At 59.1% G+C, this 25,502-nt stretch carries 26 protein-coding genes; 15 read left to right on the plus strand and 11 right to left on the minus strand.

Annotated elements, in window-relative coordinates; translation table 11 throughout:
* The first annotated feature begins 110 nt into the window (after positions 1-110).
* Positions 111-1,202: an amidohydrolase family protein gene (locus ACZ5C3_RS03120; protein ID WP_464035181.1), complete on the plus strand. Its 1,092-nt coding sequence runs from the start codon at positions 111-113 to the stop codon at positions 1,200-1,202.
* Positions 1,203-1,380: 178 nt separating this feature from the next.
* On the opposite strand, the gene ACZ5C3_RS03125 is transcribed toward ACZ5C3_RS03120, so the two are convergent.
* A complete protein-coding gene (locus ACZ5C3_RS03125) occupies positions 1,381-2,196 on the minus strand; it encodes a TetR/AcrR family transcriptional regulator (protein WP_464035183.1) in 816 nt (271 codons plus the stop codon).
* A gap of 162 nt (positions 2,197-2,358) precedes the next feature.
* On the opposite strand from ACZ5C3_RS03125, the gene ACZ5C3_RS03130 reads away from it, so the two are divergent.
* Both ACZ5C3_RS03130 and ACZ5C3_RS03135 read left to right on the plus strand, forming a co-directional pair.
* Positions 2,359-2,919, plus strand: a complete 561-nt coding sequence (locus ACZ5C3_RS03130; RefSeq protein WP_464035185.1) for a cupin domain-containing protein — start codon at positions 2,359-2,361, stop codon at positions 2,917-2,919.
* Between the two features lie 266 nt (positions 2,920-3,185).
* Positions 3,186-3,395, plus strand: coding sequence for a hypothetical protein (locus ACZ5C3_RS03135; RefSeq protein WP_464035186.1), 210 nt, complete (start codon positions 3,186-3,188; stop codon positions 3,393-3,395).
* 43 nt (positions 3,396-3,438) lie between these two features.
* On the opposite strand, the gene ACZ5C3_RS03140 is transcribed toward ACZ5C3_RS03135, so the two are convergent.
* The gene (locus ACZ5C3_RS03140) at positions 3,439-4,386 is read right to left on the minus strand and encodes an AEC family transporter (protein ID WP_464035188.1); all 948 of its coding nucleotides are present in this window, start codon (positions 4,384-4,386) and stop codon (positions 3,439-3,441) included.
* Positions 4,387-4,629: 243 nt separating this feature from the next.
* Here ACZ5C3_RS03140 and ACZ5C3_RS03145 point away from each other — a divergent pair, with 243 nt between their 5' ends.
* The 3 genes from ACZ5C3_RS03145 (at position 4,630) to ACZ5C3_RS03155 (ending at position 8,581) form a co-directional block, all read left to right on the plus strand.
* On the plus strand, positions 4,630-6,318 hold the full coding sequence (locus ACZ5C3_RS03145) for a methyl-accepting chemotaxis protein (RefSeq protein WP_464035190.1): 1,689 nt from the start codon (positions 4,630-4,632) through the stop codon (positions 6,316-6,318).
* Positions 6,319-6,521: 203 nt separating this feature from the next.
* On the plus strand, positions 6,522-7,682 hold the full coding sequence (locus ACZ5C3_RS03150; protein ID WP_464038243.1) for an MFS transporter: 1,161 nt from the start codon (positions 6,522-6,524) through the stop codon (positions 7,680-7,682).
* Between the two features lie 83 nt (positions 7,683-7,765).
* The gene (locus tag ACZ5C3_RS03155) at positions 7,766-8,581 is read left to right on the plus strand and encodes an MBL fold metallo-hydrolase (protein WP_464035192.1); all 816 of its coding nucleotides are present in this window, start codon (positions 7,766-7,768) and stop codon (positions 8,579-8,581) included.
* A gap of 1 nt (position 8,582) precedes the next feature.
* Here the strand turns inward: ACZ5C3_RS03155 and ACZ5C3_RS03160 are convergent, their stop codons facing one another.
* Both ACZ5C3_RS03160 and ACZ5C3_RS03165 read right to left on the minus strand, forming a co-directional pair.
* Positions 8,583-9,629, minus strand: coding sequence for a hypothetical protein (locus ACZ5C3_RS03160; RefSeq protein ID WP_464038244.1), 1,047 nt, complete (start codon positions 9,627-9,629; stop codon positions 8,583-8,585).
* Between the two features lie 140 nt (positions 9,630-9,769).
* On the minus strand, positions 9,770-10,558 hold the full coding sequence (locus ACZ5C3_RS03165) for a thioesterase family protein (protein ID WP_464035194.1): 789 nt from the start codon (positions 10,556-10,558) through the stop codon (positions 9,770-9,772).
* Positions 10,559-10,838: 280 nt separating this feature from the next.
* Between ACZ5C3_RS03165 and ACZ5C3_RS03170 the strand changes: the two genes are divergently transcribed.
* Positions 10,839-11,072, plus strand: coding sequence for a hypothetical protein (locus ACZ5C3_RS03170; protein WP_464035195.1), 234 nt, complete (start codon positions 10,839-10,841; stop codon positions 11,070-11,072).
* Between the two features lie 7 nt (positions 11,073-11,079).
* On the opposite strand, the gene ACZ5C3_RS03175 is transcribed toward ACZ5C3_RS03170, so the two are convergent.
* The 4 genes from ACZ5C3_RS03175 to ACZ5C3_RS03190 all read right to left on the minus strand — a co-directional run bounded on the left by ACZ5C3_RS03175 (position 11,080) and on the right by ACZ5C3_RS03190 (position 15,722).
* Entirely contained in the window at positions 11,080-12,780 is a 1,701-nt protein-coding gene (locus tag ACZ5C3_RS03175) for an MFS transporter (RefSeq protein WP_464044512.1), read from the minus strand.
* 104 nt (positions 12,781-12,884) lie between these two features.
* Complete coding sequence (locus tag ACZ5C3_RS03180) at positions 12,885-13,319, minus strand: hypothetical protein (RefSeq protein ID WP_464035197.1); 435 nt, start codon at positions 13,317-13,319, stop codon at positions 12,885-12,887.
* Positions 13,320-13,433: 114 nt separating this feature from the next.
* On the minus strand, positions 13,434-14,438 hold the full coding sequence (locus ACZ5C3_RS03185; RefSeq protein WP_464035199.1) for a Bug family tripartite tricarboxylate transporter substrate binding protein: 1,005 nt from the start codon (positions 14,436-14,438) through the stop codon (positions 13,434-13,436).
* Positions 14,439-14,543: 105 nt separating this feature from the next.
* Positions 14,544-15,722, minus strand: coding sequence for a YncE family protein (locus tag ACZ5C3_RS03190; protein WP_464035200.1), 1,179 nt, complete (start codon positions 15,720-15,722; stop codon positions 14,544-14,546).
* Between the two features lie 304 nt (positions 15,723-16,026).
* Here ACZ5C3_RS03190 and ACZ5C3_RS03195 point away from each other — a divergent pair, with 304 nt between their 5' ends.
* From ACZ5C3_RS03195 to ACZ5C3_RS03215, 5 genes are all read left to right on the plus strand, one after another.
* A complete protein-coding gene (locus tag ACZ5C3_RS03195; protein WP_464035202.1) occupies positions 16,027-17,040 on the plus strand; it encodes a tetratricopeptide repeat protein in 1,014 nt (337 codons plus the stop codon).
* Positions 17,041-17,196: 156 nt separating this feature from the next.
* Positions 17,197-19,107 carry a propionyl-CoA synthetase gene (locus tag ACZ5C3_RS03200; RefSeq protein ID WP_464035204.1) on the plus strand — a complete coding sequence of 637 codons (1,911 nt, stop codon included), beginning with the start codon at positions 17,197-17,199 and terminating at the stop codon, positions 19,105-19,107.
* Between the two features lie 43 nt (positions 19,108-19,150).
* On the plus strand, positions 19,151-19,357 hold the full coding sequence (locus ACZ5C3_RS03205) for a DUF6494 family protein (protein ID WP_464035206.1): 207 nt from the start codon (positions 19,151-19,153) through the stop codon (positions 19,355-19,357).
* 94 nt (positions 19,358-19,451) lie between these two features.
* The gene (locus ACZ5C3_RS03210; RefSeq protein WP_464035207.1) at positions 19,452-19,724 is read left to right on the plus strand and encodes a hypothetical protein; all 273 of its coding nucleotides are present in this window, start codon (positions 19,452-19,454) and stop codon (positions 19,722-19,724) included.
* A 122-nt stretch (positions 19,725-19,846) separates the two neighbouring features.
* Positions 19,847-20,518, plus strand: a complete 672-nt coding sequence (locus tag ACZ5C3_RS03215; protein ID WP_464035209.1) for a DsbA family protein — start codon at positions 19,847-19,849, stop codon at positions 20,516-20,518.
* 76 nt (positions 20,519-20,594) lie between these two features.
* Here the strand turns inward: ACZ5C3_RS03215 and ACZ5C3_RS03220 are convergent, their stop codons facing one another.
* A complete protein-coding gene (locus ACZ5C3_RS03220; RefSeq protein ID WP_464035210.1) occupies positions 20,595-21,305 on the minus strand; it encodes a DUF1013 domain-containing protein in 711 nt (236 codons plus the stop codon).
* A 198-nt stretch (positions 21,306-21,503) separates the two neighbouring features.
* On the opposite strand from ACZ5C3_RS03220, the gene ispH reads away from it, so the two are divergent.
* From ispH to rnhA, 3 genes are read left to right on the plus strand one after another with little or no spacing between them, the layout of a single operon-like run.
* Positions 21,504-22,475, plus strand: coding sequence for a 4-hydroxy-3-methylbut-2-enyl diphosphate reductase (gene ispH, locus ACZ5C3_RS03225; protein ID WP_464035212.1), 972 nt, complete (start codon positions 21,504-21,506; stop codon positions 22,473-22,475).
* A 7-nt stretch (positions 22,476-22,482) separates the two neighbouring features.
* Positions 22,483-23,463 (plus strand): homoserine kinase, encoded by a 981-nt coding sequence (locus tag ACZ5C3_RS03230; RefSeq protein ID WP_464044513.1) that lies wholly within the window; start codon positions 22,483-22,485, stop codon positions 23,461-23,463.
* Positions 23,460-23,915, plus strand: a complete 456-nt coding sequence (rnhA, locus tag ACZ5C3_RS03235) for a ribonuclease HI (protein ID WP_464035214.1) — start codon at positions 23,460-23,462, stop codon at positions 23,913-23,915. Before ACZ5C3_RS03230 ends, rnhA begins: the two co-directional genes overlap by 4 nt.
* A gap of 92 nt (positions 23,916-24,007) precedes the next feature.
* Here rnhA and ACZ5C3_RS03240 read toward each other — a convergent pair whose 3' ends face one another.
* Both ACZ5C3_RS03240 and ACZ5C3_RS03245 read right to left on the minus strand, forming a co-directional pair.
* Positions 24,008-24,493: a redoxin family protein gene (locus tag ACZ5C3_RS03240; protein ID WP_464035216.1), complete on the minus strand. Its 486-nt coding sequence runs from the start codon at positions 24,491-24,493 to the stop codon at positions 24,008-24,010.
* 97 nt (positions 24,494-24,590) lie between these two features.
* Positions 24,591-25,427: a protein-disulfide reductase DsbD domain-containing protein gene (locus ACZ5C3_RS03245; RefSeq protein ID WP_464044515.1), complete on the minus strand. Its 837-nt coding sequence runs from the start codon at positions 25,425-25,427 to the stop codon at positions 24,591-24,593.
* Positions 25,428-25,502 lie beyond the last annotated feature (75 nt).

Consider the following 25,502-nt stretch of genomic DNA (forward strand, 5'->3'; position numbering starts at 1 on the left):
GTGAGTCTCGCTGACGATAAGATCGACAATAATCATCTGACGGGCATTTCGAGCGTTTCGCTAGCAAGAACGTCAACCAAACAAGAAGACTGAAAGGGAAAAAACTTATCATGACCACCAGACGAAGCTTTCTAAAACACGGCGCGGCGGCTGTCGCCGGAGTGATGTTTTGTGGCTGTGGCATGATGCACAAGGCCGGCGCGCAACAATCTCGGCAGAAATTGCCGGTGAGCGTCAACGGTAAGCGCATCAAGACCATCGACGTTCACGCGCATTGCCACATTCGAGAAGCCGCCGCACTGCTCGGGGCCGAGGGTGAGAAAATACAGGTCCTTCCGATCAACGGAGGAGACGAGGTTTACATCGGAATCGACAAGCGGCTCGCCGCCATGGATGCTCAAGCTGTTGATCTCGAGGTTCTGTCAATTAACCCCTACTGGTACGACCGCGATCGCGACCTGGCAGGCCAAATCGTCAAGATCCAGAACGAGAAGCTCGCTGAGCTCTGCGCGTCGAAGCCGGAGCGGTTTGCAGCTTTCGCATCGCTCACCCTTCAGGCTCCAGATCTCGCGGTTCAAGAACTAGAAGCAGCGGTCAAGAAACAGGGCCTCAAAGGGGCCGCCATCGGCGGCGCCGTTAACGGCGTGAACTTTTCCGATCCGAAATTCAACCCGGTGTGGGCGAAGGCCGAAGAGTTGGGTGTGCCACTTTTCATTCATCCGCAGGGCATCCCAGAGTTGAACAATCGGCTCTCTGGAAATGGTTGGCTTGCCAACACGATTGCAAATCCGCTCGAAACCACGATCGCCTTGTCTCATCTCATCTTCGAGGGGACGTTCGATCGTTTTCCTGGACTGACGGTTATTGCCGCGCATGGCGGTGGGTATCTGCCGTCATATGCCGACCGCTCAGATCATGCCTGTCTGGTCGGTCCGAAAGGATGCGACCCCAGCATCAAGCTGAAAAAGGCGCCGTCGGAATATCTCAAGCAGATCTATTTCGATTCGCTGGTCTTTACGCCCGAAGCCATTCGGCATCTGGCTGCGCAGGTCGGTCCAAATCAAATCATTCTCGGCAGCGACTATCCATATCCATGGCAGTTGGCGCCCGTCGATCACATCTTCGCTTGCTCGTCGTTGAGTGATGACGATAAGGCCGACATATTGGGGCGGACCGCCGCAAAGGTGCTCAGGTTGAGCTAAGAGTTATACGCGGGAGACGACGGCTTCAAACAGAACCGCCGCTCCCGCGCTCCAGGCCGCGGTTTCTAAGTGCTGCACGAGTCTCGGTATACTGCAGGTCAAGGACAACGCGGAGAGCGAGCTTCAGTCGCTCCTCCCTTCGTATGGCCGCGACGCGGCTAGAGGCAGCGAGCCAATTTCAGCGACGGCTTTGCGTTGGGGTCCGTGTCCTCATGATCAGCTTGGCGTTGTCGTAAAACTGCTCAACGAGCTGGGTGACGGTAGCCGGGATATCGCTGGGTGGTGGAACACCGTAAACCGACACACGAATGCCGATATAAAAAATACTGCCGTGCAAACTCCACATAAGTTCTGTCTCCGGCTCGGTCATCGGAACGGCGTCCAGATCAGGCAGTCCGAACTCATGACGCAGTTCGGCGATCACGCGCTTGAAAAGACCTTGCTTCGTCTGTTGAACGAACCGTTTGGCTATCGTGGCGCCGCCGAGACCCGAATACAGATAGATGCGACCCCACTCGTGATCGTGCAGCATGGTCGCATAATCCAGATAAAAATTGATCAGCCGTTGTAACAGCGTCTCCGCGCGGTTCCTCAAACCGGCCTCCCATTCCGGCCTGATGCGCTTGACGAATAGCTCTTCGTAGATTCGCTCAATCAGAAGATCCTTCGTCGGAAAGTAGCGATAGAGCAACCCTTGCGTGATTCCGAGCTGTTGCGCGAGCTCCCTCGTCTGACCGCCAAAGCCGCGTTCGGCAAAAAAACGAATAGCGCCGCGGACGATGAGATCGCTGCGCTCATCAGGCGAGAGTCGAGTGCGGTGCGGTATTGCCTTCGTTTCCGTTGCTACCGGGCTGCTGACAGATCGGCGAGTGGCCTGACTGGAAACCCTTTCAATGGTTTCTTTCGCTGCTTTCTTTGCAGGTTTTGGCGTCGACTTCCGTTCCGCCGGGCCGGCCTGCTTTGTCGTCTTTGTCATCGCATCCATCGTTTGCATGGCGCACTTAAGGCTCGCCGAGGGCGAACCATAACCGATCAGTCTCAAAAGTTATAATGATCACTTGACCAATAGGCCATGAGGATTTATTGGTCGAATGACCATTAATACGATGGTGCCGTGCCTTTTCCGAGGGCTGGTACAAAAACAAGGGAGATGACGATGGAGACTTTGCCGCGTTTCGGCTTGACCCGCGCCGACATGATGAAGCGAGTGGCATTTTTCAAAGATCTCAAAGGTTCTGACGGCGGGTTGCCCGATAGCAAGATGAAGGGCTGTATCCGCAAGCTTTACAACGTGATCGGCTTTCAGCCGCCAAAGGGCGAGGGTGGAGCGGTGACCTCGCCGGTCGGCGATGATGCCTCGCGTCTCGCGGCGATTCCGATCTCTGAAGGATTCAATCTCGGATATTGCCGCGCCAAGCCCGGCAATGGACCGATGATGCACAACCACGATACGAACGAGACCTTTATCCCGATGACCGGAAAGTGGCGGTGCAGCTGGGAAAATGAAAAGGGTGAAGTCGACTACGTCGACGCGGGTCCGTTCGATGTAGTGTCCTTCCCCGCGGGTTGCGCACGCCGTTTCGAGAATGTCACCGACGGGGATCCCAACGAAGAAGCGATCCTGATGTTCGTGATCGGCGGCAACGGGCCGAAGGCTGAATTCACCGACAAGGCGATGGATCAGCTCGTTGCTGCCGGCGCCTGGAAGCCCGCGTAACCAATCTCACGGTGTCCGGTCGCTGTTCAAGCGGCCGGACGGTTCTCGTCACCATGAGCAAACGGGCCGATCGTATCAACGAGAAAGGCGGTCTGCTGGGACGCAAGGTTCAACTGGTTCGGTACGGCGACCAGAGCAACCCGACCAATGTCCTTGGCATCTAAACCAAGTTGATCGAAGTCGACAAAGTGAATGTGGTCGTCTCTCCGTGCGGCACCAACCTGATTGCACCGGCCACGCCGGTTGTGATGTAGAAGCAGCTTACGATGATGAGCATGTTCGGCGTCGGCGTGAACGATCAATTCAATTACGATAGATACTTCCAGATTATGCCGATGGGGCCGAAGTCGAGCGAAGTCATTCCGGAATCGCTTTTCGAAGTGGCGACGAAGCTTAATCCCGCGCCGAAAACCGTTGCCATCGTCGGTGCCGACGCAACGTCGATCCGGTATGCGGCGCTGCCGGTGCGCTGTTGAAGGAGAAAAGCCTGGTTGCGTAACGTTTCGGCATAAAGAACGTTTAGCCCGCCCGTGCAGCGACACTTGAAAGCACATAGAGCCAGACCAGCAGTGTCGGGACCGACAGCAACGTTGTGATCGAAACCGTGGCCGCGACCAGCGGTTCCTCCACCTTGTATTCCCCTGCCAGGATATACACCGTCTTCGCGGTCGGCACGGCCGCACAGATAACAGCGGCGATCGTGTAAAGCGGATTAAGGCCCGAGGCCATACACAGTCCGTAGACGATCAACGGCATGATCACGAGCTTCACGGCGGCGAGCACGAGGGAGGCTGCGAGATTCGAGCGCACGTCTTTAACCGATAGACCAAGCCCTATCGCGAAAAGCGCGCAAGGCGTGAGTGCGGCTGAAAAGATGTTCAGATAGGCTGCGACCGGAGCAGGAATTGGCAAGCCTGTGATCGCCCACGCCAGACCGATCGCGGTTGATAGCACCATTGGATTGAGCGCAATGTGTTTTATCAGAACGACCGAACGCGCTGATTGCTCGTGCGCGACGCGTCCCTCACTTTCCAAGAGGATGACGGCCGTGGGGAACATCACCGCCGCTACAAACACAGTCGCAATGGCGGCGGGCAGAATTGCAGGCTGGCCGTAGATTGCGTGCAGGATTGGCAATGCCACGAATCCGGTGTTGGTCATCGCTGCGGCCATTCCATGCATCGTGCTGCTGGCGACATCGCGCCCCCGGACGGCGCGGACTACCAGAAATACCAGTCCGAAGCACAGGGCGGAGCCGCCGCCGAACGCCAGCAGAAAGCGCCATTCCAGGAAATTACGCGCCGGCTCCTGCGCGATGGTGACGATCAGCAGCGCCGGCATGGCGATGTTATAGGCAAAGTGCACGAGCCCGTCGGCCAGCGAGCGGGATATGTAGCCGGACCAACCGGCCAGCCAGCCGGTGACGATGATTGCAAACACGGGAAGGACCAGGCCGGCGACTTCCATCTTGGCATCCCTCGGGCAATATCCGATCAGTCGTCGTGTTGTGTGTTGAGCAGTATCGCTCGTCATCCGCGTGCTGATTGACGATAGTCTCAAGTTAACGCGATTATTTTCGCTATATGCGACTGACAAGCAGAAGAGATATTTCCGCTCAGTTCTCCGTGCCACGGATAAGGAAGCCTTAACGTCGTCTTTAGGTAACCGTGGCAGTTTGTCACGAAGTTGATAGCGTTTCTGGGGGCTACGGTGAATTTCTTCAACAAAATCAAGATCCGGACCAAGCTGTATTTGGTTCTGGCGCTCACGGCCGGCTCCCTGGCATTGGCGATTGGCGTATCCACGACGCTTCTCCGCGAGCGCATGATGGAAGACCGCATCGATAAGCTGCGCGCCGTCGCCGAGATGGCTTTTGAATTGGCAAAGTCGCTTGAACAAAACGTCAAGGATGGAAAGCTCTCGCTCGAAGATGCGCAGAAGCAGTTCTACAGCAGCACACGGGCGATGTGGTTCGACGATCACCGCAGCTATATGGCGATTGGCACCTTGGAAGGCGTTTGGACGATGAACGCCTCGGTCCCGAAAGTCGAGGGATCCCGCGGGACCAAGATGCCGAACGGAAAATACATCCTCGAGCATACGCTTGATACCATTGGCAGCAAGGACGAGGGAATATCGTATTACGATTATCCCAAGCCGGGGCAGACTCAGCCGCTGCTGAAGTTGACCTATGGCAAGAAATTCAAGCCTTGGAACCTCGTCATCACGACTGGTGTCTGGGTTGACGATATCGACGCCGATTACCACGAGGCCCTCCTGAAGCTTGCCGGCATGGGCGCCATCATTCTTCTGTTCGCAGGTAGTTTGGTGTTTCTGCTGAGCCGGGACATCAACAAAGGTCTCGCGGGCCTGCGCGACAAGATGAAGAAACTCGTCGATGGGGATCTGTCGGTTGACATCACCGAGGCGTCCCGCGCCGATGAAATCGGCGACATGGCAAAGGCTCTGGAAGTCTTCAAAGGCAACACCGCGCAGATGCGCCAGCTCCAGTCAGAGCAGCAACTGTTGAGCGAGCGCGCTGAGGAGCAGAAAAAGCAGGCGATGCGTGAGCTTGCTGACAGCTTCGAAAGCCGCGTCGGCAGGATCGTGAGCGCAGTGTCGGGCGCTGCAAGCGCCATGCAGGACACGGCGAAAACCATGTCGGGAAGCACCGAAGATACCAAGCAATTGGCCAGTGCCGTCGCTGCCGGTGCAGAGGAAGCGACTGCCAACGTTCAAAGCGTTGCTGCGGCGTCCGAGGAGTTGACCTCGTCCATCACCGAGATTGGCCGTCAGGTCACTCAAGCATCGGTCGTTGCCCGTAAGGCCAACGAGGAGAGCGAGACCACCAACGCGAGCGTGTCGGGCCTGGCCGAGGCTGCGAACAAGATCGGTGAAGTCGTCGCGCTCATCAATGACATCGCGAGCCAGACCAATCTGCTGGCGCTGAATGCGACGATTGAGGCGGCCCGCGCAGGCGAAGCGGGCAAGGGCTTTGCGGTCGTGGCGTCCGAGGTGAAGACGCTGGCAACCCAAACCTCGAAGGCCACCGACGATATCCGATCTCAAATCGCGACCATCCAGGCCGAGACCCAGGGCGCGGTCGAAGCGATCAAGCGCATCTCAAGCACAATCATCGAAGTGAACGAGATTTCAACCTCGATCGCATCCGCAATGGAAGAGCAGGCGGCCGCGACGCAGGAAATTACCCGGAACGTGCAGGAAGCGGCCAGCTCGGCGAAGGATGTCGCGCACAACATCGCCGGCGTCAGCGAATCCGTCGACGCTGCCGGGTCTGCCGCATCGACCTTGCTGGGTGCCGCCGATGAACTGGCCAGTCAGGCCGGAACATTGCGCGCTGAAGTCGACAACTTCCTCGCGACGGTACGCGCGGCCTAAGCCTCGGGGCACTCTCAACTTCTCGAATAAAGCCGCTTTGCTTGGCGCGAGGCGGCTTTATTCTTTTGCGCAATGTTTTTCTGTTGAAAGAAGCGCTCTCCGGCAAAGCGCATCGGAGGCATGTCGCGATTCGATATCGGGACGCGTCGAAGTATGTGATGCTGAGAAACTTGGGTGATATTTCGAAAGATCGTCTCAGGATTATGAGCCAACGCCAGCTACCGATCATTCTTGCTCTGGGCACCACCCAGACACTGGCTTGGGCGTCGAGTTACTACCTTCCAGCAATTCTGGCTGATCCCATCGCGCGCGATCTTGGCGTGTCGAGTAACTGGATTTTCGGGGCCTTCTCCGCGTCGCTGGTCATTTCCGGATTGCTCGGCCCATGGATCGGACGCCGCATCGATGTGGTCGGCGGCCGGCAGGTTCTGTCGATGTCGAACGTCATTTTGGCTGCGGGCTTGGCGTTACTGGGCTGTGCCTATTCCATTTGGGTTCTTGTTGCAGCGTGGCTGTTGCTCGGCATCGGCATGGGCGCTGGTCTATATGATGCCGCATTCGCTGCACTGGGCCGCATCTACGGCCAATCGGCGCGGCGGGCGATCACCGGCATCACGCTGCTGGCGGGCTTTGCGAGCACCATCGGCTGGCCGCTGACGGCGTGGGGACTGGAGACGATCGGCTGGCGCAATACCTGTTTCGCTTGGGCGGCAGCACACGTTCTCATTGGCCTTCCGCTGAATTTGTTTTTCCTGCCCTCGGTTCAAGATGGCTCCTCGAAAGACGTCGCCGCGCTCAAGCCCCACATTCCAATCGATCGCACAATGGTCCTCCTGGCGTTCGCATTCGCCACTGCGTGGGCCGTCACCGGCGCAATGGCTGCGCATCTGCCGCGTATCCTGGAGGCCGCGGGCGCGACCAGTGTTCAGGCGATCAGCGCCGGTGCGCTGATCGGTCCAGCCCAGGTGTTCGCTCGGATTGTGGAAGCAAATTTTCTGAGCAAGCTGCACCCATTGGTCACAACGCGTCTGGCGTGCCTGACCCATCCGGTGGGCGTCGGCATTCTCGCAGTTGTCGGAGGAGGCGCATCCGGGGTCTTTGCAGTCTTCCATGGTGCCGGAAACGGCATCCTGACCATCGCACGCGGCACGCTTCCGCTCGCGATCTTCGGTGCGGAGAATTATGGCTATCGCCTCGGCATTCTCGGTGCGCCCGCGCGCATCTCTCAAGCGATGGCGCCGTTGGCCTTCAGCCTGCTGATCGATCAGCTTGGAAGCCGCGTGCTCATTGTTTCATCTGCATTGAGCTTGATGGCCTTCGCGGCGTTATGCTTGCTCCGCAAAGGTTCGCATGCGGCGGAATGACAGCCGCTTGAAGGTTGCGTTGCCAAAGTCTTCCTGAGAGGATCGTAGCTTAAGCTTGTCAGCGAATGGCTGCGGAGCTTTCGATGCATTATTTGCGCTGGATCGTTGCGTTCGTCTCCTTTGTTTTGTCGTGCGAGGCGTTTGCACAAGACAAGCCGCAGCCCAGCCAATGCCTGGCCGTGGCTCAATCGCTTCCCAACGTCAAATTTGTCAGCTTGCGCATTGCAGCGGCGGAGAAGGGCGAGGTTGTTATCACCTATGCCGGGCATTCAACCTACGTCATCGAAACGCCGAGCCACGTCACCATCGCTACCGACTTCAGCGGTGTCTACACCGCGGGCAAGTCGCCTGACATCGTGACGATGAATCGCGCGCATTCGACGCACTACACGCTCAATCCCGATCCGCGCATCAAGTACGTGCTGCATGGCTGGAGCGACGGTGACGGCCCCGAGAAGCATGCGCTCACAGTTGGAGACGTCTTCATCCGCAATGTGCCGACCGATATTCGCGGCTATGGCCTGGGCCCTGACTCGATCATGCAGAAGGATGGGAATTCCATCTTTATCTTTGAGGTCGCAGGACTTTGCATTGGCCATCTCGGCCATCTGCACCATCCGCTGGACGAGGCCCGTTACGCCGCGATCGGCCGGCTCGACATTGTCATGGTGCCGATCGATGGCACTTACACGCTGTCGCTCGATGGGATGTCGGAGATCACGCGGCGGCTTCGGGCATCGATTGTTCTGCCGATGCATCGTTTCAGCACGCCGCTCTCGGAGTTTATCGCCCGGATGAACGGGCAATTCGAGGTCGATCTTCGCAAGGAGCGATCTTTCTCGATCTCGCTCGATACGTTGCCTAAAGCGCCGACGATTATTATTCTGGATGGCGTCTAACTTAAAAGGCCGCAGCCAGGTCCTTCGCCCCCGGCAGGATCATGTCGCGATCCATCTTGGCGTTGGTCGCGGCCAGAAGCTTGGAAACGACATTGTTTCGGATCGCAACGGGATTGCGTTCGTAGCCGGTGCGCTGGAAGAAATTCGATGTCGGTACCTGAGAGCGCATGGCGTCCGGCATCGACACCATGTCGAAGCCGTTGCCGTCGCCGGTCAGGTTCATCATCTCCAGCTCTGCGGCGGAGAGCGGCGTCATGTATCCTTTACGCTGCGCAAAATTGACCGAGTCCATCAGCTTCATCGTCTGCAGGATCGGCCCGACATCCATGTCGAGATTGAGGGCATGCACGGCGATGCCACGTGGCGTGACGCCGAGTTTTTCGTGGGCGCTCCATTCGTTGGGCACGGTTTTGCAGAAGGCCACCATCTGCTGGACGATGGCGATCTTCCGCTCCAGCTCAGCCTTGCGGGGGCCTGTTGCCTGCTGAAGCTGGTCGCGCAGGGATTTGAGAATGAGACCCCCGTGCTCGGACAGCAGATCGATAGTGTTGGTGGTCAGCAACTGGTTGTAACCAAGCGCGGTGGAAATCGCCCGCCCGCCCGGCTTCTCAAGCCCTGCCTGCACATCGTATTTGCCGTTGCCGCCGGCCTCGAAGCTATAGACGCGCACCGCCTGATCCCTGGTCAGGCCGAAGCTTGAAGCAACCTTGGCGTAGGCGCGCTTGAATTCGATCTCGCTCGCGGGTTTGTGCGGTGTGAATTGAAAATGTTCCAACGCGTTCTGCAGGAAGTCCGCAACCACCGGAATTGGCCTGCGCGCGGAAGGTGGTGTCGGAGGCGCGGACGGATCGACCGGCTTCGGCGGGCCGCTGTAGACCGGGGGCTGGGTCAGCACGTAGTTGTCGAGGGCAATGGGGTCGCCGCTACGTCGCTTTCCGTTTCTTATCTTCCGCTTCTCGCTGATGGCGGACCAATAGGCCGCAGCCTCCTCGTCGAAAGCCTGACGAATGGCTGTATATTCGGCCAGCTTGCGGCGATATTCCGCCATCCGCTGCGGGGTAACCGGGTTAGCGGGGGCTGCCGCCTTGGGTGCGTTGGTCGCTTTTTGCGCTCGACCGTCGGCGGACAGCCCCACAGTTGCTGCGGCAATGGCGATGCAGATCAGCAATGGCAGCCGGCGGCTTTGCCTCACATGAACACCGCCACGTTCTGCCGGGAGACAAGCACGGGCTGGCGTGCGGCATTGAAGACAACGGTCCCCTGACTGGAGTAGCCGTGCAGGACGCTTTCGGCCTGGGTCCTGATCAGCCACCAGCCATTCGTTGTCTCGAGCTTGTCGGTGAGGAAATCAATGGACCACGTCATGGTGCTGATCGGACCGAATTCCTTGAACAGCGACAATGCTGCCGGCGGCGGGGCGTCGGTCAATGCAAGGAGTGCGGTGGTTGAATTGGGTTCCGCATCATCGTGATGGCGCATCCACAATGCGATGGTGGGATCGTCCGCGCCGCTGAACGGGAAGCTGCCACCGGCCAGCCGGCCATCGAAATGTTGTGCGAAGTTAAGTCCAGGAAGCTTGCGAAAGAAATGCTGGCAGGCGTCAGGCTCTGGCACATTCGGTGCAACGAGTTTCCCGTATTCGATCGCAGACTGCCGCGCCGCACCAAAGCAGAAGGTTGCCCGAGTGGCGAGACCGGCATCGCCCGTCAGCTCCACGCCGACAAAGATGGTTGATTTGCCTTTGCGAAGGACGGTCGGCCGGATGGTCAAGCTGCCGGCGGCAGGACCCACGAACGAAAATTGTGCAGAGCGTAATGGCGGCAAGTCGCCGAACTGGCGCGATACGCTCTCGAGGCAGAACGCCGCCGCGAGACCGCCATAGATGGTCCGGCCCTGAAGCCAGTCATCCGTTGCAATGACCGTGCACGCGTCGCCGTCCTTCGCAAGGCTTGCCATCAATGTCGTAAAATCAATCATCTCATTCGACTCGTTCGGGAAAAATCGCGCGAATATACCGGCGTGGAATCACTGTGTCCGATCATAGCAGACATGAAGTGCCCGACTCGTTTGCGACATGCCATCGTGCACATCGCGCGCTTCAAATGGTTCCCGATTCGAATCAGTCAGGAAGGCTGACGGAGTTATCAACAGACGTTTGGAGTTTGCGCAGAGTTCGTGCTCGCACCTTGGACGAGAATCGATTCAAATATATCGTTCGCGAGAATGCGAATGAAGGCGCGTGGCAAGGGCGTTGATTATGAATCAGTTCGTGTCGCCGAAAGGCATTGATCAGAGTAAGCTGTCCAAGCTTTTTGATGATGTTCCGAAGCCGGATCGGGCCGAATGGGCCAAGGCGCTCGCCGCGATGAAGCCTTGGATGTCTCCGGAAAAATTCGCAGAAACCGAGAAGATCCACTGGCGCATGTTCGAGCGTGCGAACCGCTGGTTCGAGCCGCGCACGCCGACGACTGAGCCAAAAACGGGCAAGTGAGCGGCGGTTAGACGCCGCTGCCTGCGGACGTTGTGATCGGCAGCGTGCTCTTCTTGCTGTGATCTGGCGTCTCATCCTTCCAGCGCACCGAGCCCAATGGGCGTTCCAGCATACGACGCACGCGGATCGGTTCCGGTCCCATGTGGAATGAGATGGCTTTGAGATGCAGTTCGCGCTCAGCCCGCGTCGATCGATTGCGCTGACGCAAATAATCCAGCCACGTCGGGCAGTGATATCGTTCCGTCCATAGTTCGGGATCGGCCAGGTCGCGGGAAATCGACCAGTCATAGGCACCGTTGCGTTGCCGTGTCGACTGCACCTTCTGCATCAGGTCGTAGAATTCCCGAGCTTGATCCTGGTTCACCCGATATTCCACCTCAATGACGATCGGGCCACTGCGCGGGGTGATGGAGAGGTTTACCTCGGGTTCTGCGAGCGCTTCGCTCGGGTCATGGTCGGAGCCTTCGACGGCCGGCATGCGCAGCCAGATCACGAGCAGGGGAGACAGGAACATCGTCGCTCCTGCGATCATCAGCGCCTTGTCGACCCCGACGCCGTTCGCGACATGCCCCCAGAGCCAGCTTCCGATAGCGACGCCGCCGGCAATGGCCGCTTGATAGGCGGCCAGCGCCCGGCCGGCGACCCATCGCGGCGTCGAGAGCTGCACGCCGATATTGAACAGTGTCACCGACACCATCCAGGATATGCCGGCAACGATCAGCGCGGCGCCGGTCAGTACGGGACGATGGCTCAGGGCCATAACGCCAATAGCAATGCCCATGGTCAGAGCACACAGGCGGATTGCGCGTTCGCTGCTGAGATATTTCCGCACGCTCGAAATGTTCAGAGCGCCTAGCACCCCGCCCATGCCGAAACAGCCAAGCATCAGGCCGTAGGTCTGGGCGTCGCCCTTGAGGATGTCCCGGGCGACGAGGGGCAGAAGCGCGAGCACCGAGCCACCGGCGATGCCGGTGACCAGCGTCCGGTACAGCACGATGCGGATCGACGGTGAGTGAACGATGTAGCGCACGCCGGAGACGACGGCCCGACGCAGCCGCTCCGGCGGAAGCCGTGAGGGTTCCAGCGTTCGCCGCCACAGGTAGAGCACCGTGAGGAGCGGAATATAGAGCAACACGTTGGCGACAAAGGCGGCGACGGCCCCGCCTGCCGCAACGATAAGGCCGCCAAGGGCCGGGCCGAAACTGCGGGCGATGTTGTAGCTGATGCCGTTCAGTGCGACCGCCGAGGGCAGAGTGTCCGGCGGAACTTGTTCGCTGACCGATGCCTGCCAGGCGGGGCCGAACAGCGCCATGCCGCTGCCGATCATGAAGCAGAACATCAGCAGGCTATTGGGGGTAATCGCGCCGATATGCGCGAGTACCGACAGGGTGATTGCGCCGGTCAGGCCGATGGACAGCGCCACGAGACCGACGACGCGCCGGTCGTACATATCGGCCATCGCGCCGGCCGCCAGTGACAGCAGCATGATCGGCAGCATCAGCGCGGTCTGTACAAGGGCGACCATATCGGCGGACGACGTCATCTGGGTCATCGCCCAGGCTGCACCGACGCCATTGATCATCAACCCAAGGTTGGACAGCAGACTCGCCAGCCAAATCCGCCGGAAAACCGCATGCTTTAACGGCGCCGCGATGCCCTCGGCTGTGAGGAATGAACGTTTGGCAGGTTTGTCGGTCGTCGAACTCACGACGGAGGCCCTTAAATCGTTTCAGGTGGAAACGGCAGAATGGAGGGTGACGCGAAAATGAGACTTTACATCAACATTGGTTTGAAAAGTGTGTTCCGTTCAGCCTACCAGCGCCATTGCCCGTCGTCCGACCAGCGGGAGCGATAGCCGACAAGGCGCATCCAGACCGTGACAATCTGGTCGAAGCCGGTGGCGTAATTACACGCTTTATCGCGGGTCCATTTCGGATCGGCCCTCACCTCGCTCATCGTTTTTTCGTTGGCGAAGGAGAGAAGCTGAAGGGGCTTTGAAGGATCACTGATCTCTCTGCGGTTCGCGATCAGTTCACGATCGAGCTTGTTGAACAAGACGCACGGCGTGCTGGCGTAGGTCTGCCGCTGCTCGTCCACTACGACGCGTGCGTTGTCCGGCGGTTGTTCGATTGTGTACAGGAGGAGGAGCGCTGAAACGGCGACCAATGCGATCAGGATGGCGCTGACAATAATGAGCCGATCCCGGTTCGGCCGTTTCGCTGTCTGTGTCCGAATCGCGGGCGCCATGATTTCGACAATATCACCCCCCGCGAAAATGTTCCTGGCGATCGCGCATTGGGGGCGTCTGTGGTGCTTGGCGGGCGGCCGCGTTTGTTCGCCTGCCGCCCGCTGGGCCAGAAATTACTGAGGCGTGATCTTCGCGAACTCCGCGACCTTGCCCCACTTCTCCATCTCGGCAACCACGAAGGCCTGCATTTCCTCTGGCGTGCCGCCGATCGGCTCGCCGCCGAGCTTGCGGATGCGCTCGATACCGTCGGGCGACTTGATGTATTTGATCACGCTGGCATTCAGCTTCATCACGATGTCCTTGGAGACCTTGGCCGGTGCGGCGACCGTGAAAAAGGCTGCGGCGTCGTATCCCGGCACGCCGGCCTCGGCGATGGTCGGAATGTTCGGCAGCAGCGGCCACCGCTTGGCGGTGCTCACCGCGAGCGGACGCACATTGCCATTCTCCGCGAATGGAAGCACGGCCGGCAGATTGTCGATCATGACATGGACGCGGCCTGCGACCAGATCGGTCAGGGCTGGTGCACTGCCCTTATAGGGGACGTGGACAATATCGACGCCGGTCATCGACTTGAACAATTCTGTTGCGAGATGCGCCGTGCTGCCGAGGCCAGGTGTGCCGTACAGCAACTGGCCGGGCTTCGACTTCGCGAACTCAATGAATTCTGCGACTGATTTCGCCGGCACATCCGGGCTGACCGACATCAGGTTCGGCACGCTTGCGATGATGGTGACCGGCTGAATGTCCTTGAGCTGGTCATAGGGCATGTTCTTCTGAACAAATTTGTTGATTGAATGCGTGCCGGGCGTGCCGATCAGGAAGGTGTATCCATCCGGATCTGCCTTTGCGACGAAGTCAGCCGCGATGTTGCCGCCGGCGCCGGGCCTATTCTCGACGATGAACTGATAGCCGTACTCTTCCGAGAGTTTCTGCGCGACAAGGCGCCCGAGGATGTCGGTAGTGCCGCCGGCTGCGAACGGGACGACAAATTTAACGGGGCGCGATGGCCAGGTGTCTGCTTTCGCGCTGCGCATCAAAAATGGTGTCGCGCCAATCGCGGCTGCACCGCCGAGGAGAACGGAGCGCCGTGTGGGTCCGGAAGAAGTCTTGATGCGCATTGTCGTCAAATCCCTTGATAGTTCGCTTAGAAAAGTGTTCGCCGTCTCGAATGCAATGTGGTGTGTCGCCCCACGGCTGGGGCGACACACTGTACTAGTTTTTAATCAGTGACCCATGCGGGCCGATGCAGGATGTCCCGGCACCTTGAAGCGCTTGCCGGTGTCCGTGACCTTGGTGCCGTTGACCTTCAGAATCGAGAAATCGCTGTCAATGTAATTTCCGACCAGAATGTACTTCCCGTCCGGCGTGAACAGCACTGCTTCCGGCAGGCCGCCGACTTCGATGTCCTGGGTCTTGGTGATCTTGTTGCCGTCGATCTTCAGGATCGAGACGCTGCCGTTCTTCTTGTGGAAGAACAGATTCTTCATGTTGGAGCCACGAAGAATAGCCGCCGCGGCAAGGTTGCCTTTCGGACTCATCGCGATGCCCTCCGGCCCGTCGCCGACCACAACGCGATCGATGAAGCGGGGCGGATTTTGCGTCAGATCGGCAACGCTGACGGTATCGACGCTGCCATCGGACGAGCCTGCGTTGCCGTTGTCCGCAGTGAGCGCAAGCTTGCCATTGGGGGTCACGACGACATTGTAGGGCCAGAGGCCCGCCATCAGATCGACCTTGTTGTAGGTGACTTTGTCGCCGGCAATATCGAGCACTGAAAGCTTATGCGTCGTGAACTTGGTGGCGAGCGCACGCTTGCCATCCGGTGTGAACACCACTTGCGAGACACTGTCGCCCATCGGGATGGTGTCGGTGACTTTCACGTCTGTGCCGTTCACCGAGAGCACCGTGATGGAGTTGTCACCACGATTAGCAACCAGCGCCATCTTGCCGTTGGGGCTAAAGCTCAGGCCCGAGGGCTGCTTCCCGGCGGTCACGGTGCCGGCGAGCTTCGGTGGGTTGGCCTTCATGTCGATGACATAGACCTTGTTATCCAGCGATTGCTTCAGTGCATCGCCGTCCTTGGCGACATCCACCGAGTCCGCAACCAGTGCCACCGATCCGGTGGGATCGATATCGACGTTGACCGGAGGGCCGACCACAGAATTCTTGAGCGGAAGTGTCGCGACGATCTTCGGGCTTTCCGGATTGGCGAGATCGACGATCACCACCGAATCTTTGCCCGCAGCAGACAGCACCACTTTCCCGTCGCCATCCCACATGACCTTTTCGTCGTTGCCGACGATCATGAAGGGGGCAGCGCTTGCGGTATGGACCGCGGAGGCGCCAAGCAAAAGCGCGGCTCCGACAGACAAAGATGTAACGCGGTTAACAGACTTGAACATGATGGACATAGCCTCCCGGTATTACCGGCTTGTGCCGGATTCATAATTGGCCGGGGAGCGTATTCGGTAAGTTGCGATCAGGCCAGAGCACAGCAGCCAAGCATGCGGCAATTTGGACTAAAAAAACGCGCTGGACGGGAGAACGCTCGCCCTGGATAATTGCGATGCAGCAATATGTTCGCGGTTTTTAAGAGAGTCTTATACCAATGTCTAAGCCCGAGGTGTCGCACAGGCTCTCTGAGCTAAGACTTCGCATGCCGATTCATCTGACATGAGGCATCGCGCGGGCAGAATGCTGTTGGCCATGGCTGTTGTTTCGGCGGCGGTGTTGTTCGCGCCATCGGCTCATGCGCAACAGGCCGCGGATGTCTCGCCTGCTCCCGTCGCTGCGGAGACTGCAGGCGGCGTAACCGGAGGAGATCAGCCCAAGCCGGACAGCGCCCCGGCGGTCGCTCCCATGGACAACGCCACTATCGCAGCGGAGCACGTCGCGGCGCTGGTGATGCGTGCGCGCAGCAACCACGCCAAGGGCGATTTCGACAGCGCGCGCGAGGACAGTAGCGAGGCGATCCGCCTCGATCCTCAGAATGCAGAAGCCTTCGAAGTTCGCGGGGATGCCTGGGTCGGTGCCAAGCGCTATGAAAATGCCATCGACGACTACGACGCCGCGATCCGGTTGAAACCTGACGTCGCGCGTCTGTTTGCGCGTCGCGCAGTAGCGTTCGGGTTAATGAAGCAATTCCGCCTCGCGGTGCGCGACTACACCGAAGCTGTGCGTCTCGACCACTCGATTGCGATGTTAAGCGATCGGGCCGGTGCCTTTAAAAAGGTCCGGCGCTATGATCTTGCAATCGACGATCAAAGTGAAGCGATCCGGCTCGATCCCAATTCCGCGGAGCTATACGACAACCGCGGCCAAACCTACGCGCACAACAACGCCTACGATCGCGCGATTGCGGATTACAATGAAGCCATTCGCCTGAAGCCGACCGCGAGTTTCTATCTGAACCGCGGCACGTCTTATCAACTCAAGGGCGATACTGATCTAGCGATTGGGGATTACGACAAGGCGATCGCGCTCGATGACAAACTTGCGCTGGCCTACAACAATCGCGGCGTCGCGCTGCACGAAAAAGGCGATCGCCGTCGTGCTCTGGCGGATTTCACGGCTGCGCTCCGTCTTGATCCCGACCTGGAAGTTGCAGCCACGCATCGCAAGGCACTTGCACTCGAAATTGAGCGGATCGGTGCGCAGATGCCGTTGAAGCGGCCGGCAAAGACCGCATGCGCAGCCGGCGCGAAGGATTGTGCGAAATAATCTGGAAGGCCGAAACGCGAGGCCTGATCCGCCCGACGAATTATCGTCATGTGCGCACTTGTTCCAGTGAGCTCCGTCTTTTAGCTTGTCGGAAAATAGTGCGCTTGGGCTGGATCAAGCCGCCGGGTGCACCAGAAAGATCCGGGAGATCGCTTGATGAATGCCATATCCGACAGCCGTTACGCCGAAGTCCACGCGCGCGCGATGCGCGATCCGGAGGGCTTCTGGGGCGAGGCGGCGCGCGACATCGACTGGATCGAATTTCCCAAGACTATTTTCGATGCCAAGCAAGGCGTTTACGGCCGCTGGTTTGCCGACGGTGTCCTGAACACCTGCTACAATGCGCTCGATCGTCATGTCGAAAATGGCCGCGCCGATCAGCTTGCGTTGATCCATCATTCGCCGCTGGCGAATACGATCACGACCTTTACCTATAAGGATATGCTGAAGGAAGTGCAGGCGCTCGCGGCGGTACTCACTGACTTTGGCGTCGGCAAAGGTGATCGTGTCATCATCTACATGCCCATGGTGTCAGAGGCCGTTATGGCTATGTTGGCCTGTGCACGCATCGGCGCTATCCATTCGGTGGTGTTCGGTGGTTTTGCCGCGAAAGAACTTGCCGCGCGCATCGACGACGCCGCACCGAAACTTGTTCTGTCGGCAAGCTGCGGTCTCGAACCGGGCCGTATCGTCAAATACAAGCCGCTGCTCGACGAGGCGATTGGCCTTGCGAAGGCCAAGCCGGAGGCCTGCATTATTCTTCAGCGCCCGCAGGAGCGCTGCGAGCTAACAGCCGGCCGCGATCATGATTGGGCGGAATTGCGCAAGGCCGCACTCGACGCGGGCAAACAGGCCGCCTGCGTGCCGGTGAAAGCGACCGATCCGCTCTACATCCTTTACACGTCGGGAACGACCGGCGTGCCCAAGGGCGTTGTGCGCGACAATGGCGGCCATGCGGTGGCGCTGAAGTGGTCGATGTTCAATCTCTACGGTGTCAAACCGGGTGAAGTGTGGTGGTGTGGCTCGGACATCGGTTGGGTGGTCGGTCACAGTTACATCATTTATGCGCCGCTGTTCCACGGCGCGACAACCATCATGTACGAAGGCAAACCGGTCGGCACACCGGATGCCGGTGCGTTCTGGGATGTGATCTCGCAGCACAAGGCCGTGGCCTTTTTCACGGCGCCGACGGCGTTTCGCGCGATCAAGAAGGAAGATCCGAACGGCGACTTCATCCGTAAGTACGATCTTTCGAAATTCCGCACACTGTTCCTCGCCGGTGAGCGCGCCGATCCGCCGACGGTGGAGTGGGCGGAACAGCAACTGAAGGTGCCGGTGATTGATCACTGGTGGCAGACGGAGACAGGCTGGTGCATTGCAGGTGATCCGGTTGGCCTCGGCATGCTTCCGGTGAAGCATGGCTCGCCCACGGTGCCGATGCCCGGTTATCAGGTCGATGTGGTCGATGAGGCGGCGCGCCCGTTACCGCCCAACACCATGGGCTCCATCGTCATCAAGTTGCCGATGCCACCTGCTTGCTTACCAACGCTGTGGCAGCAGGACGAACGCTTTCGCGAGGCTTACCTTTCGGAATTTCCCGGCTACTACAAAACGTCCGATGCCGGATACAAGGATGATGACGGCTACATCTTCGTGATGGGCCGCACCGACGATATCATCAATGTCGCGGGTCATCGTCTCTCTACCGGCGGTATGGAGGAGGTTCTCGCTTCGCATACCGATGTTGCCGAGTGCGCGGTGCTGGGCATCAAGGATGCGGTGAAGGGCGAAGTGCCGTGTGGCTTCCTCGTCTTGAAAGCCGGCGTGACGCGGCCAGTTGCGGATGTTGAGAAGGAAATTGTCGCGCTGGTGCGCGAACGAATTGGCCCCGTGGCCGCATTCAAGCTCGCAATTACTGTGACGCGATTGCCGAAGACGCGGTCGGGCAAGATCCTACGCGGCACGATCAAGAAGATCGCCGATGGCGATCCCTGGACGATGCCCGCAACCATTGAGGACCCGATGGTGCTGGAGGAAATCAAGACCGCGCTGAGTGGCCGCGTTTAGATACACGCGCGTCGATGCAACACGGATAACTGAGGAGGATGCGATGAATGAAGACGTGTTCAACACCAGTCTGCGAAAATTCCTCAAGACCGTGGGCGTGACCAGCCAGCGCGAAATCGAAAAATCGGTGCGTGAGGCAGTGTCCAGTGGGCTCCTCAAAGGCAACGAAACGCTGCAGGCAAAGATGGTGCTCACGCTTGGAGGCGTCGCACTGTCATTCACTGTCGATGGCGATATTGCGCTTGAATAAGCCCCGAATGGTCCAGATCCGCCGTGACATTGCCGTGATGGTCCGATAAATCGCTCACGAACAATGCCACCAAGGTTACCCGACAGGACTGCTTATGCGTAAAGAAAGGCTGCGATTTGCTTTTGTGCTTGCCGCGACAGGTTTGTTGTTGGCGGGATGCGCGCAGTTCGAACGGCAGGCCGCGCCGGTTGCCACAGTGGACGATGATGCCTATTGCCGCACCAACGGCGGTGAGCCGGGCTCGGCGGCTTACGTCGCCTGCCGTAAGGATCGTGATGTCGCAGCCAGCCGTGCTGCGTCCGGTGGATCGGGCATCGAGCGGGCGCATCGCAACCTCGCTGAAGATATGCTGAACAATAGGCACTGAGCGGTCGTCGGACCGCTTTGAGTCTAAGCACTGCGACGCGTGCCATCGTGACATTGAGCGCGCATTTGGCTCAAAACCTGTTATAGGTCCCCGGCAATCGAACGTGACCGGGAACCTAGATCATGAACTTCAAGGCTGCTGCCCGCATCGGCGCCATTATTGTTTTATCACTCTGGGCCGGTGCCGTCACAGGAGCCCCCGCGCCAACACCAGCATCCGATACGCCGGACGATGTGCTCTCTAAGGAAAGCGTGTTGCGTGACGCCGATATTCCGGCGCTGGGAAATCCGCAGGGCGATATCACCATCGTCGAGTATTTTGATTACCAGTGCCCCTACTGCAAAAAGATCGCGCCAGTGCTCGATCAAGTGCTGCGCGACGACAAGCAGGTGCGACTGGTCCTGAAGGACTGGCCGATCCTCGGCGATCCGTCCGGTTATGCATCCCGCCTGGTGCATGCGACGAAATATCAGGACAAATATGAAGCCGCGCACCACGCGCTGATCAGCCGCACGGGCAAGCTCACCGAAGCAGCCATTGAAGAGACGCTTGCTCAGGCAGGAGTGGACGTCGCCAAGGCGAAGGCCGATCTGGACACCAACAAGGCTGCGATTGATGCGCTCATGAAGCGCAATACCGAACAGGCCCAGGCGTTCGGATTTCTTGGCACGCCCGGCTTCGTCGTTGGCTCGTTCCGCGTGCCGGGCGGTTTGACCGCGGAGCAGTTCAAGATGGCCATTGCCGACGCACGCGCCGCGGCAAAGAAGGGCAAGGCCAAGGCCAAGGGGAAGTAGCGAATAAGGCGCTACAAACAAAAACGCGGCGGGATATCCGCCGCGTTTGATCAACGTCCAATTGTCGCGTTTGCGCTTAGTTGTTCTCGTCTTCGTCGTGCTTCTTGCCGCCAAGGGTCTTCAGCTTGGCAAACACGGCATCCACTTCAGCGTCATCACGCCGCTTGTCGGAAGCCGCGGTGCTTTCAAGCGGCTCGTCTTTACGGGTGGTTTCTGAGGCCGGCAGCAGCGTCGCTCCACCGTATTCTTGGTTAATCGGCTTCTCCTTCGCGGCGCGCTGCACCTCGAAATCGAGTTCGATCTGCGAACACAGGCCAAGCGTCACCGGATCCATCGGCGTCAGCGTCGAGGCGTTCCAGTGGGTGCGGTCGCGGATGCTTGCGATCGTCGTCTTGGTGGTGCCGACAAGGCGCATGATCTGCGCGTCCTTGAGTTCCGGATGGCTGCGCAGCAGCCAGAGGATGGCGCTGGGGCGCTCGTGACGGCGCGAAACCGGGGTGTAGCGGGGACCCTTCTTCTTGCCGACAGGAGGCAGCACAACCTTGGATTCGCCGAGTTTCAGGCGATAGTCCGGATTGGCCTCGCCGCGCTCGATTTCCTCGCGAGAGAGCTGCCCGGTCGAGATCGGGTCCATGCCCTTAATACCCTGCGCGGCGTCGCCGTCGGCGATCGCGCGGACCTCGAGGGGGTGCATCTTGGTAAATTCGGCGACCTGGTCGAATGTCAGCGCGGTATTGTCAACCAGCCACACGGCAGTCGCCTTCGGCATCAGCGGTGCATTGCTCATGGCAAATCTCCTTTACGCTTCGCCCGCCGGATTTTTCGGAGGGTAAAGCCGTCTGGTCATCAGCGATGACGGGAATTCGTTCTTATATAGTCTGCCGAGGCCAGACCGTGCAATGGTCCGGATTGGCCTTGACAGATGGGGGAGTGCGGCCCCAAGTCCCGTATAATTAGTCCTCAAAACCCTTGATTCCGGCTTAAAATGACCCCTGAAGCGCAGAAACCATCCCTCACAGTCGTGCTTTGTTCGCCTCGGGGCTTTTGTGCCGGGGTGGTCCGGGCCATCGACACCGTCGAACGCGCCCTGAAGCTCTACGGCGCGCCAGTCTATGTCCGTCACGAGATCGTGCATAACCGCTATGTCGTCGAAAGCCTGCGCGAAAAAGGGGCTATTTTCGTCGCAGAACTGGATGAAATTCCCGATACCGAGGCGCCGGTGGTCTTTTCGGCCCATGGCGTGCCAAAGGCGATCCCGAGCGAGGCGGACAAGCGCAATTTCTTTACCCTGGACGCAACTTGCCCGCTGGTGACCAAGGTTCACCGCGAGGCGGCGATCCATTTCAAACGCGGTCGTGAGATCATCCTGATCGGCCATGCCGGTCACCCTGAGGTGGTCGGAACCCTGGGCCAGCTACCCAAGGACGCGGTGGTGCTCATTGAAACCATGGAAGCGGCCCGGACGTTCCAGCCGAAGGATGCTTCCAAGCTGGCTTTCGTGACGCAGACGACGCTGTCCATCGACGACACCAAGGAAATCGTCGCGGTGCTCAAGGAACGCTTCCCGGACATCGACGGCCCGCACAAAGAAGACATCTGCTACGCCACGACCAACCGCCAGCTCGCGGTGAAGAAGGTCGCGCCGAACGTGGACGCGATGGTGGTGGTCGGCTCGCCGAATTCGTCGAACTCCCAGCGCCTGCGTGAAGTGGCCGAGCGAGAAGGTTGCACGCGCTCGGTGCTGGTGCAGCGCGCCTCCGAACTCGACTGGTCGATGTTCGACGGCATCGAGCGTCTTGGTATCACTGCAGGCGCTTCGGCGCCGGAGGTGATCGTCGAGGAAATCATGGATGCGTTTGCCGCTCACTACAAACTGAGCGTTGAAACCGTGTCCGCTGCCCAGGAAAACGAATTCTTCCCGCTGCCGCGTCCGCTGCGGAACGACGCCGCGGAGTAATTTTCACATGGCGGTTTACACCGACGTCACCGCCGAAGAACTCGCGGATTTCCTCTCCACTTACAACATCGGCGAAATGCTCTCTTACAAGGGCATCGCCGAGGGCGTGGAGAACTCAAATTATTTGCTCCACACGACCGCGGGCTACTTTTTTCTGACGCTCTATGAAAAGCGCGTCGCAGTGAACGATCTCCCGTTTTTCCTTGGCCTCATGGGTCATCTTGCTTCCCATGGCATCAATTGTCCTCAGCCCGTGCTCAATAAGCGGGGCGAGGCGTTGAGCAGGCTTGCCGGTCGGCCGGCGGCCATCATCGATTTTCTCGAGGGGGCGTGGCCGCGCAAGCCGAATGTGGCGCATTGTGCCGGCGTCGGTCAGGCGCTCGCGCAAATGCACCTCGCGGGCGCTGATTTTTCCATGTCGCGCGCCAACGCGCTGTCGGTGTCGGGCTGGCGCTCCCTGTTCGATGCGGCTGCTCCACGCGCTGACAGCGTGCAGCATGGGCTGTGTGCGCTGCTTGAGAACGAACTCGATCATCTCGAGAAGCATTGGCCGAACTCACTGCCGCAGGGTGTGATCCACGCCGATCTTTTTCCTGACAATGCTTTGTTCCTCAGCGAGAAGCTTTCCGGCCTGATCGATTTCTATTTCGCCTGCAATGACACGCTGGCCTATGACGTTGCGATCTGTCTCAACGCCTGGTGCTTCGAGAGCGATCATTCTTTCAACGTGACCAAAGCGCGTGCCTTCCTCAATGCCTATACGCGTGAGCGCAAACTGTCCGCGGCAGAGCAGGAGGCGTTGCCATTGTTGGCGCGCGGCGCTGCGATGCGTTTCCTGCTGACGCGGCTGGTGGACTGGCTCAACGTGCCGCCGGGCGCGTTGGTCAAGCCGAAGGATCCGCTCGAATATGTCCGCAAGCTGAGATTCCATCAGAGCGTGACCAGCATGACCGATTACGGCTTCGAGCATTCCGGGTTCGCCGCGTGAGCGACGCCACGCTGCCCCACGTCACGATCTTTACAGATGGTGCCTGCTCCGGAAATCCGGGGCCGGGAGGGTGGGGAGCGATCCTGCGTTTCGGGGATGTCGAAAAAGAACTGAAGGGCGGGGAGAACCCGTCCACCAACAACCGCATGGAATTGCTGGCGGCGATTTCAGCGCTGGAAGCGCTGAAGCGGCCGGCGTCGGTCGATCTCACGACCGATAGCCAGTATGTGCGTCAGGGCATTACCGGCTGGATTCACAACTGGAAGCGTAATGGCTGGCGCACTGCTGACAAAAAGCCAGTGAAGAACGTCGACTTGTGGCAGCGGCTCGATGCGGCTCTGAAAGAGCATGAGGTGCGCTGGCACTGGATCAAGGGCCACGCAGGCCACGCGGAGAACGAGCGCGCGGATCAACTGGCACGTGACGGGCTGGCCGAGCACCGCAACAAGTAACGGCTCTCGGGGCCTACTGTCGCTGAGCCAATCCCTCAGAAACGCGAATGCCCGACACGAGGCCGGGCACAACGCACAGTCCAAAATCTAGATTAGAGCTGTCCGAGCAGCGTATCGCCGCCGGAGACTTCGACCTTGCCCGGAGCAGGCTCAAGATTGAAGATCTTCACCACGCCGTCGTCCACCAGCATCGAGTAGCGCTTCGAACGGATTCCAAGGCCGTTGCCGGATGCATCGAGCTCGAGGCCGATCGCCTTGGTGAAATCGGCGTTGCCGTCTGCAAGGAAGACGCCTTCATCGCGCTGGTCGGTGTCGCGCTTCCAGGCGTTCATGACAAACGCGTCGTTGACGGAAACGATCGCGATAGTGTCGACGCCCTTGGCCTTGATAGCATAGGCGTTCAGGAAAACGCTCGGCATATGCATCTTGTGGCAGGTGCCGGTATAGGCGCCGGGGACGGCAAACAGCGCGACCTTCTTGCCCTTGAAGATATCGTCGGTGGTTTTGACCTGAGGACCTTCCTCGGTCATCACACGAAACTTGGCCTCGGGCAGATGGTCGCCAACTTTAATCGTCATGGTCATTCTCCTTGGATCAATGAATGAGTATTTAAACGAGGTTGATGACAGGCACCACAGCCTTGCACGTCCCGACGCACTCCGAAAACAGGATTAGTTAGTGCAGGGTGGTGTTGAATTCGTAGGCTCCGTCCGAGCCAACCACAGTCAATTTCAGCGCAGCGCCGTCAGGGCTGGCCCCCGGTGGAAGGCCGTCGAGGTCGAAGCTGAAACGCATAATGCCGGATGCGTCGCGTTCGACCAGCTTTGGAATGGGCAGTGCCCAATCCTGGGTCGGCCCTTCCACGAACAGATCGACGTTTTGCTGATTGTCCGTCGCGGCCACATCGACCAACACGGATTTGCCATCGCGCTTCACGTTCAGCACGGTCAAGGGGCCGGCGTCGCCGATTTTCATGGGCTTTGGTACGGTGTCGAGCGCGGCGGTAATCACGCTGTCCTCGGTGCTGGCGACGCTGGCAAAGACGAGTTCGGCATTGGCTTCGACCGGCACGCAAATCTTCTCGCAAACAGCGTAGTTGATCGCGGCGCGTAACGTCACCGGCTTGTCAGCGTGCTTGGCGGTGATCCGCAGTGGTAGGATGACGTGCTTCTGGTACCCCAGCGACGTGCCGCCGGCTCCATCCGGGAATTTCTTCGGGGCAGGCCACAGGATTGTGACGGATTCGACGTTTTCGGATTTCGAAAAATCGATCCGAGGCGGCACGCCGGAATCGCCGGGATTTCGCCAGTAGGTTTTCCAACCCGGTTGCAGCTGGAAGCTGATGCCACCAAGAAAGGCGGCACCGCTCCGGGAGCCTGCGATCAGCCGAACGGCTGAGTAGGTGTCGTTCACCCAAGGCGAGGTATCCTGCGCGTTGGCACCCATCGACATCAGGCAGGCGATTGTCGCGCCGGCGAACTTTGAAATGCGCGGGGGAACTATAAAAGCCATACGCGTCCTTACAAGGCGAGGTACCAGTGAACCATTGAATTGCTCGTGATCGGGTCTTTTTCGCGACTAAAGAAT

This window comes from Afipia dichlorophenoxyacetatis (assembly GCF_055386385.1).

What these genes read in the sequence shown, in the direction of transcription:
- ACZ5C3_RS03120 (WP_464035181.1), top strand. Translation starts at nt 111, where the DNA reads ATGACCACCAGACGAAGCTTTCTAAAACACGGCGCGGCGGCTGTCGCC.
- ACZ5C3_RS03155 (WP_464035192.1), top strand. Translation starts at nt 7,766, where the DNA reads ATGCATTATTTGCGCTGGATCGTTGCGTTCGTCTCCTTTGTTTTGTCG.
- ACZ5C3_RS03165 (WP_464035194.1), bottom strand. Translation starts at nt 10,558, where the DNA reads ATGATTGATTTTACGACATTGATGGCAAGCCTTGCGAAGGACGGCGAC.
- ACZ5C3_RS03140 (WP_464035188.1), bottom strand. Translation starts at nt 4,386, where the DNA reads ATGGAAGTCGCCGGCCTGGTCCTTCCCGTGTTTGCAATCATCGTCACC.
- ACZ5C3_RS03205 (WP_464035206.1), top strand. Translation starts at nt 19,151, where the DNA reads ATGAATGAAGACGTGTTCAACACCAGTCTGCGAAAATTCCTCAAGACC.
- ispH (WP_464035212.1), top strand. Translation starts at nt 21,504, where the DNA reads ATGACCCCTGAAGCGCAGAAACCATCCCTCACAGTCGTGCTTTGTTCG.
- ACZ5C3_RS03220 (WP_464035210.1), bottom strand. Translation starts at nt 21,305, where the DNA reads ATGAGCAATGCACCGCTGATGCCGAAGGCGACTGCCGTGTGGCTGGTT.
- ACZ5C3_RS03185 (WP_464035199.1), bottom strand. Translation starts at nt 14,438, where the DNA reads ATGCGCATCAAGACTTCTTCCGGACCCACACGGCGCTCCGTTCTCCTC.
- ACZ5C3_RS03190 (WP_464035200.1), bottom strand. Translation starts at nt 15,722, where the DNA reads ATGTTCAAGTCTGTTAACCGCGTTACATCTTTGTCTGTCGGAGCCGCG.
- ACZ5C3_RS03130 (WP_464035185.1), top strand. Translation starts at nt 2,359, where the DNA reads ATGGAGACTTTGCCGCGTTTCGGCTTGACCCGCGCCGACATGATGAAG.
- ACZ5C3_RS03135 (WP_464035186.1), top strand. Translation starts at nt 3,186, where the DNA reads ATGATGAGCATGTTCGGCGTCGGCGTGAACGATCAATTCAATTACGAT.
- ACZ5C3_RS03125 (WP_464035183.1), bottom strand. Translation starts at nt 2,196, where the DNA reads ATGCAAACGATGGATGCGATGACAAAGACGACAAAGCAGGCCGGCCCG.
- ACZ5C3_RS03210 (WP_464035207.1), top strand. Translation starts at nt 19,452, where the DNA reads ATGCGTAAAGAAAGGCTGCGATTTGCTTTTGTGCTTGCCGCGACAGGT.
- ACZ5C3_RS03240 (WP_464035216.1), bottom strand. Translation starts at nt 24,493, where the DNA reads ATGACGATTAAAGTTGGCGACCATCTGCCCGAGGCCAAGTTTCGTGTG.
- ACZ5C3_RS03160 (WP_464038244.1), bottom strand. Translation starts at nt 9,629, where the DNA reads ATGGCGGAATATCGCCGCAAGCTGGCCGAATATACAGCCATTCGTCAG.
- ACZ5C3_RS03200 (WP_464035204.1), top strand. Translation starts at nt 17,197, where the DNA reads ATGAATGCCATATCCGACAGCCGTTACGCCGAAGTCCACGCGCGCGCG.
- ACZ5C3_RS03170 (WP_464035195.1), top strand. Translation starts at nt 10,839, where the DNA reads ATGAATCAGTTCGTGTCGCCGAAAGGCATTGATCAGAGTAAGCTGTCC.
- ACZ5C3_RS03195 (WP_464035202.1), top strand. Translation starts at nt 16,027, where the DNA reads ATGGCTGTTGTTTCGGCGGCGGTGTTGTTCGCGCCATCGGCTCATGCG.
- ACZ5C3_RS03230 (WP_464044513.1), top strand. Translation starts at nt 22,483, where the DNA reads ATGGCGGTTTACACCGACGTCACCGCCGAAGAACTCGCGGATTTCCTC.
- ACZ5C3_RS03245 (WP_464044515.1), bottom strand. Translation starts at nt 25,427, where the DNA reads ATGGCTTTTATAGTTCCCCCGCGCATTTCAAAGTTCGCCGGCGCGACA.
- ACZ5C3_RS03215 (WP_464035209.1), top strand. Translation starts at nt 19,847, where the DNA reads ATGAACTTCAAGGCTGCTGCCCGCATCGGCGCCATTATTGTTTTATCA.
- ACZ5C3_RS03180 (WP_464035197.1), bottom strand. Translation starts at nt 13,319, where the DNA reads ATGGCGCCCGCGATTCGGACACAGACAGCGAAACGGCCGAACCGGGAT.
- ACZ5C3_RS03150 (WP_464038243.1), top strand. Translation starts at nt 6,522, where the DNA reads ATGAGCCAACGCCAGCTACCGATCATTCTTGCTCTGGGCACCACCCAG.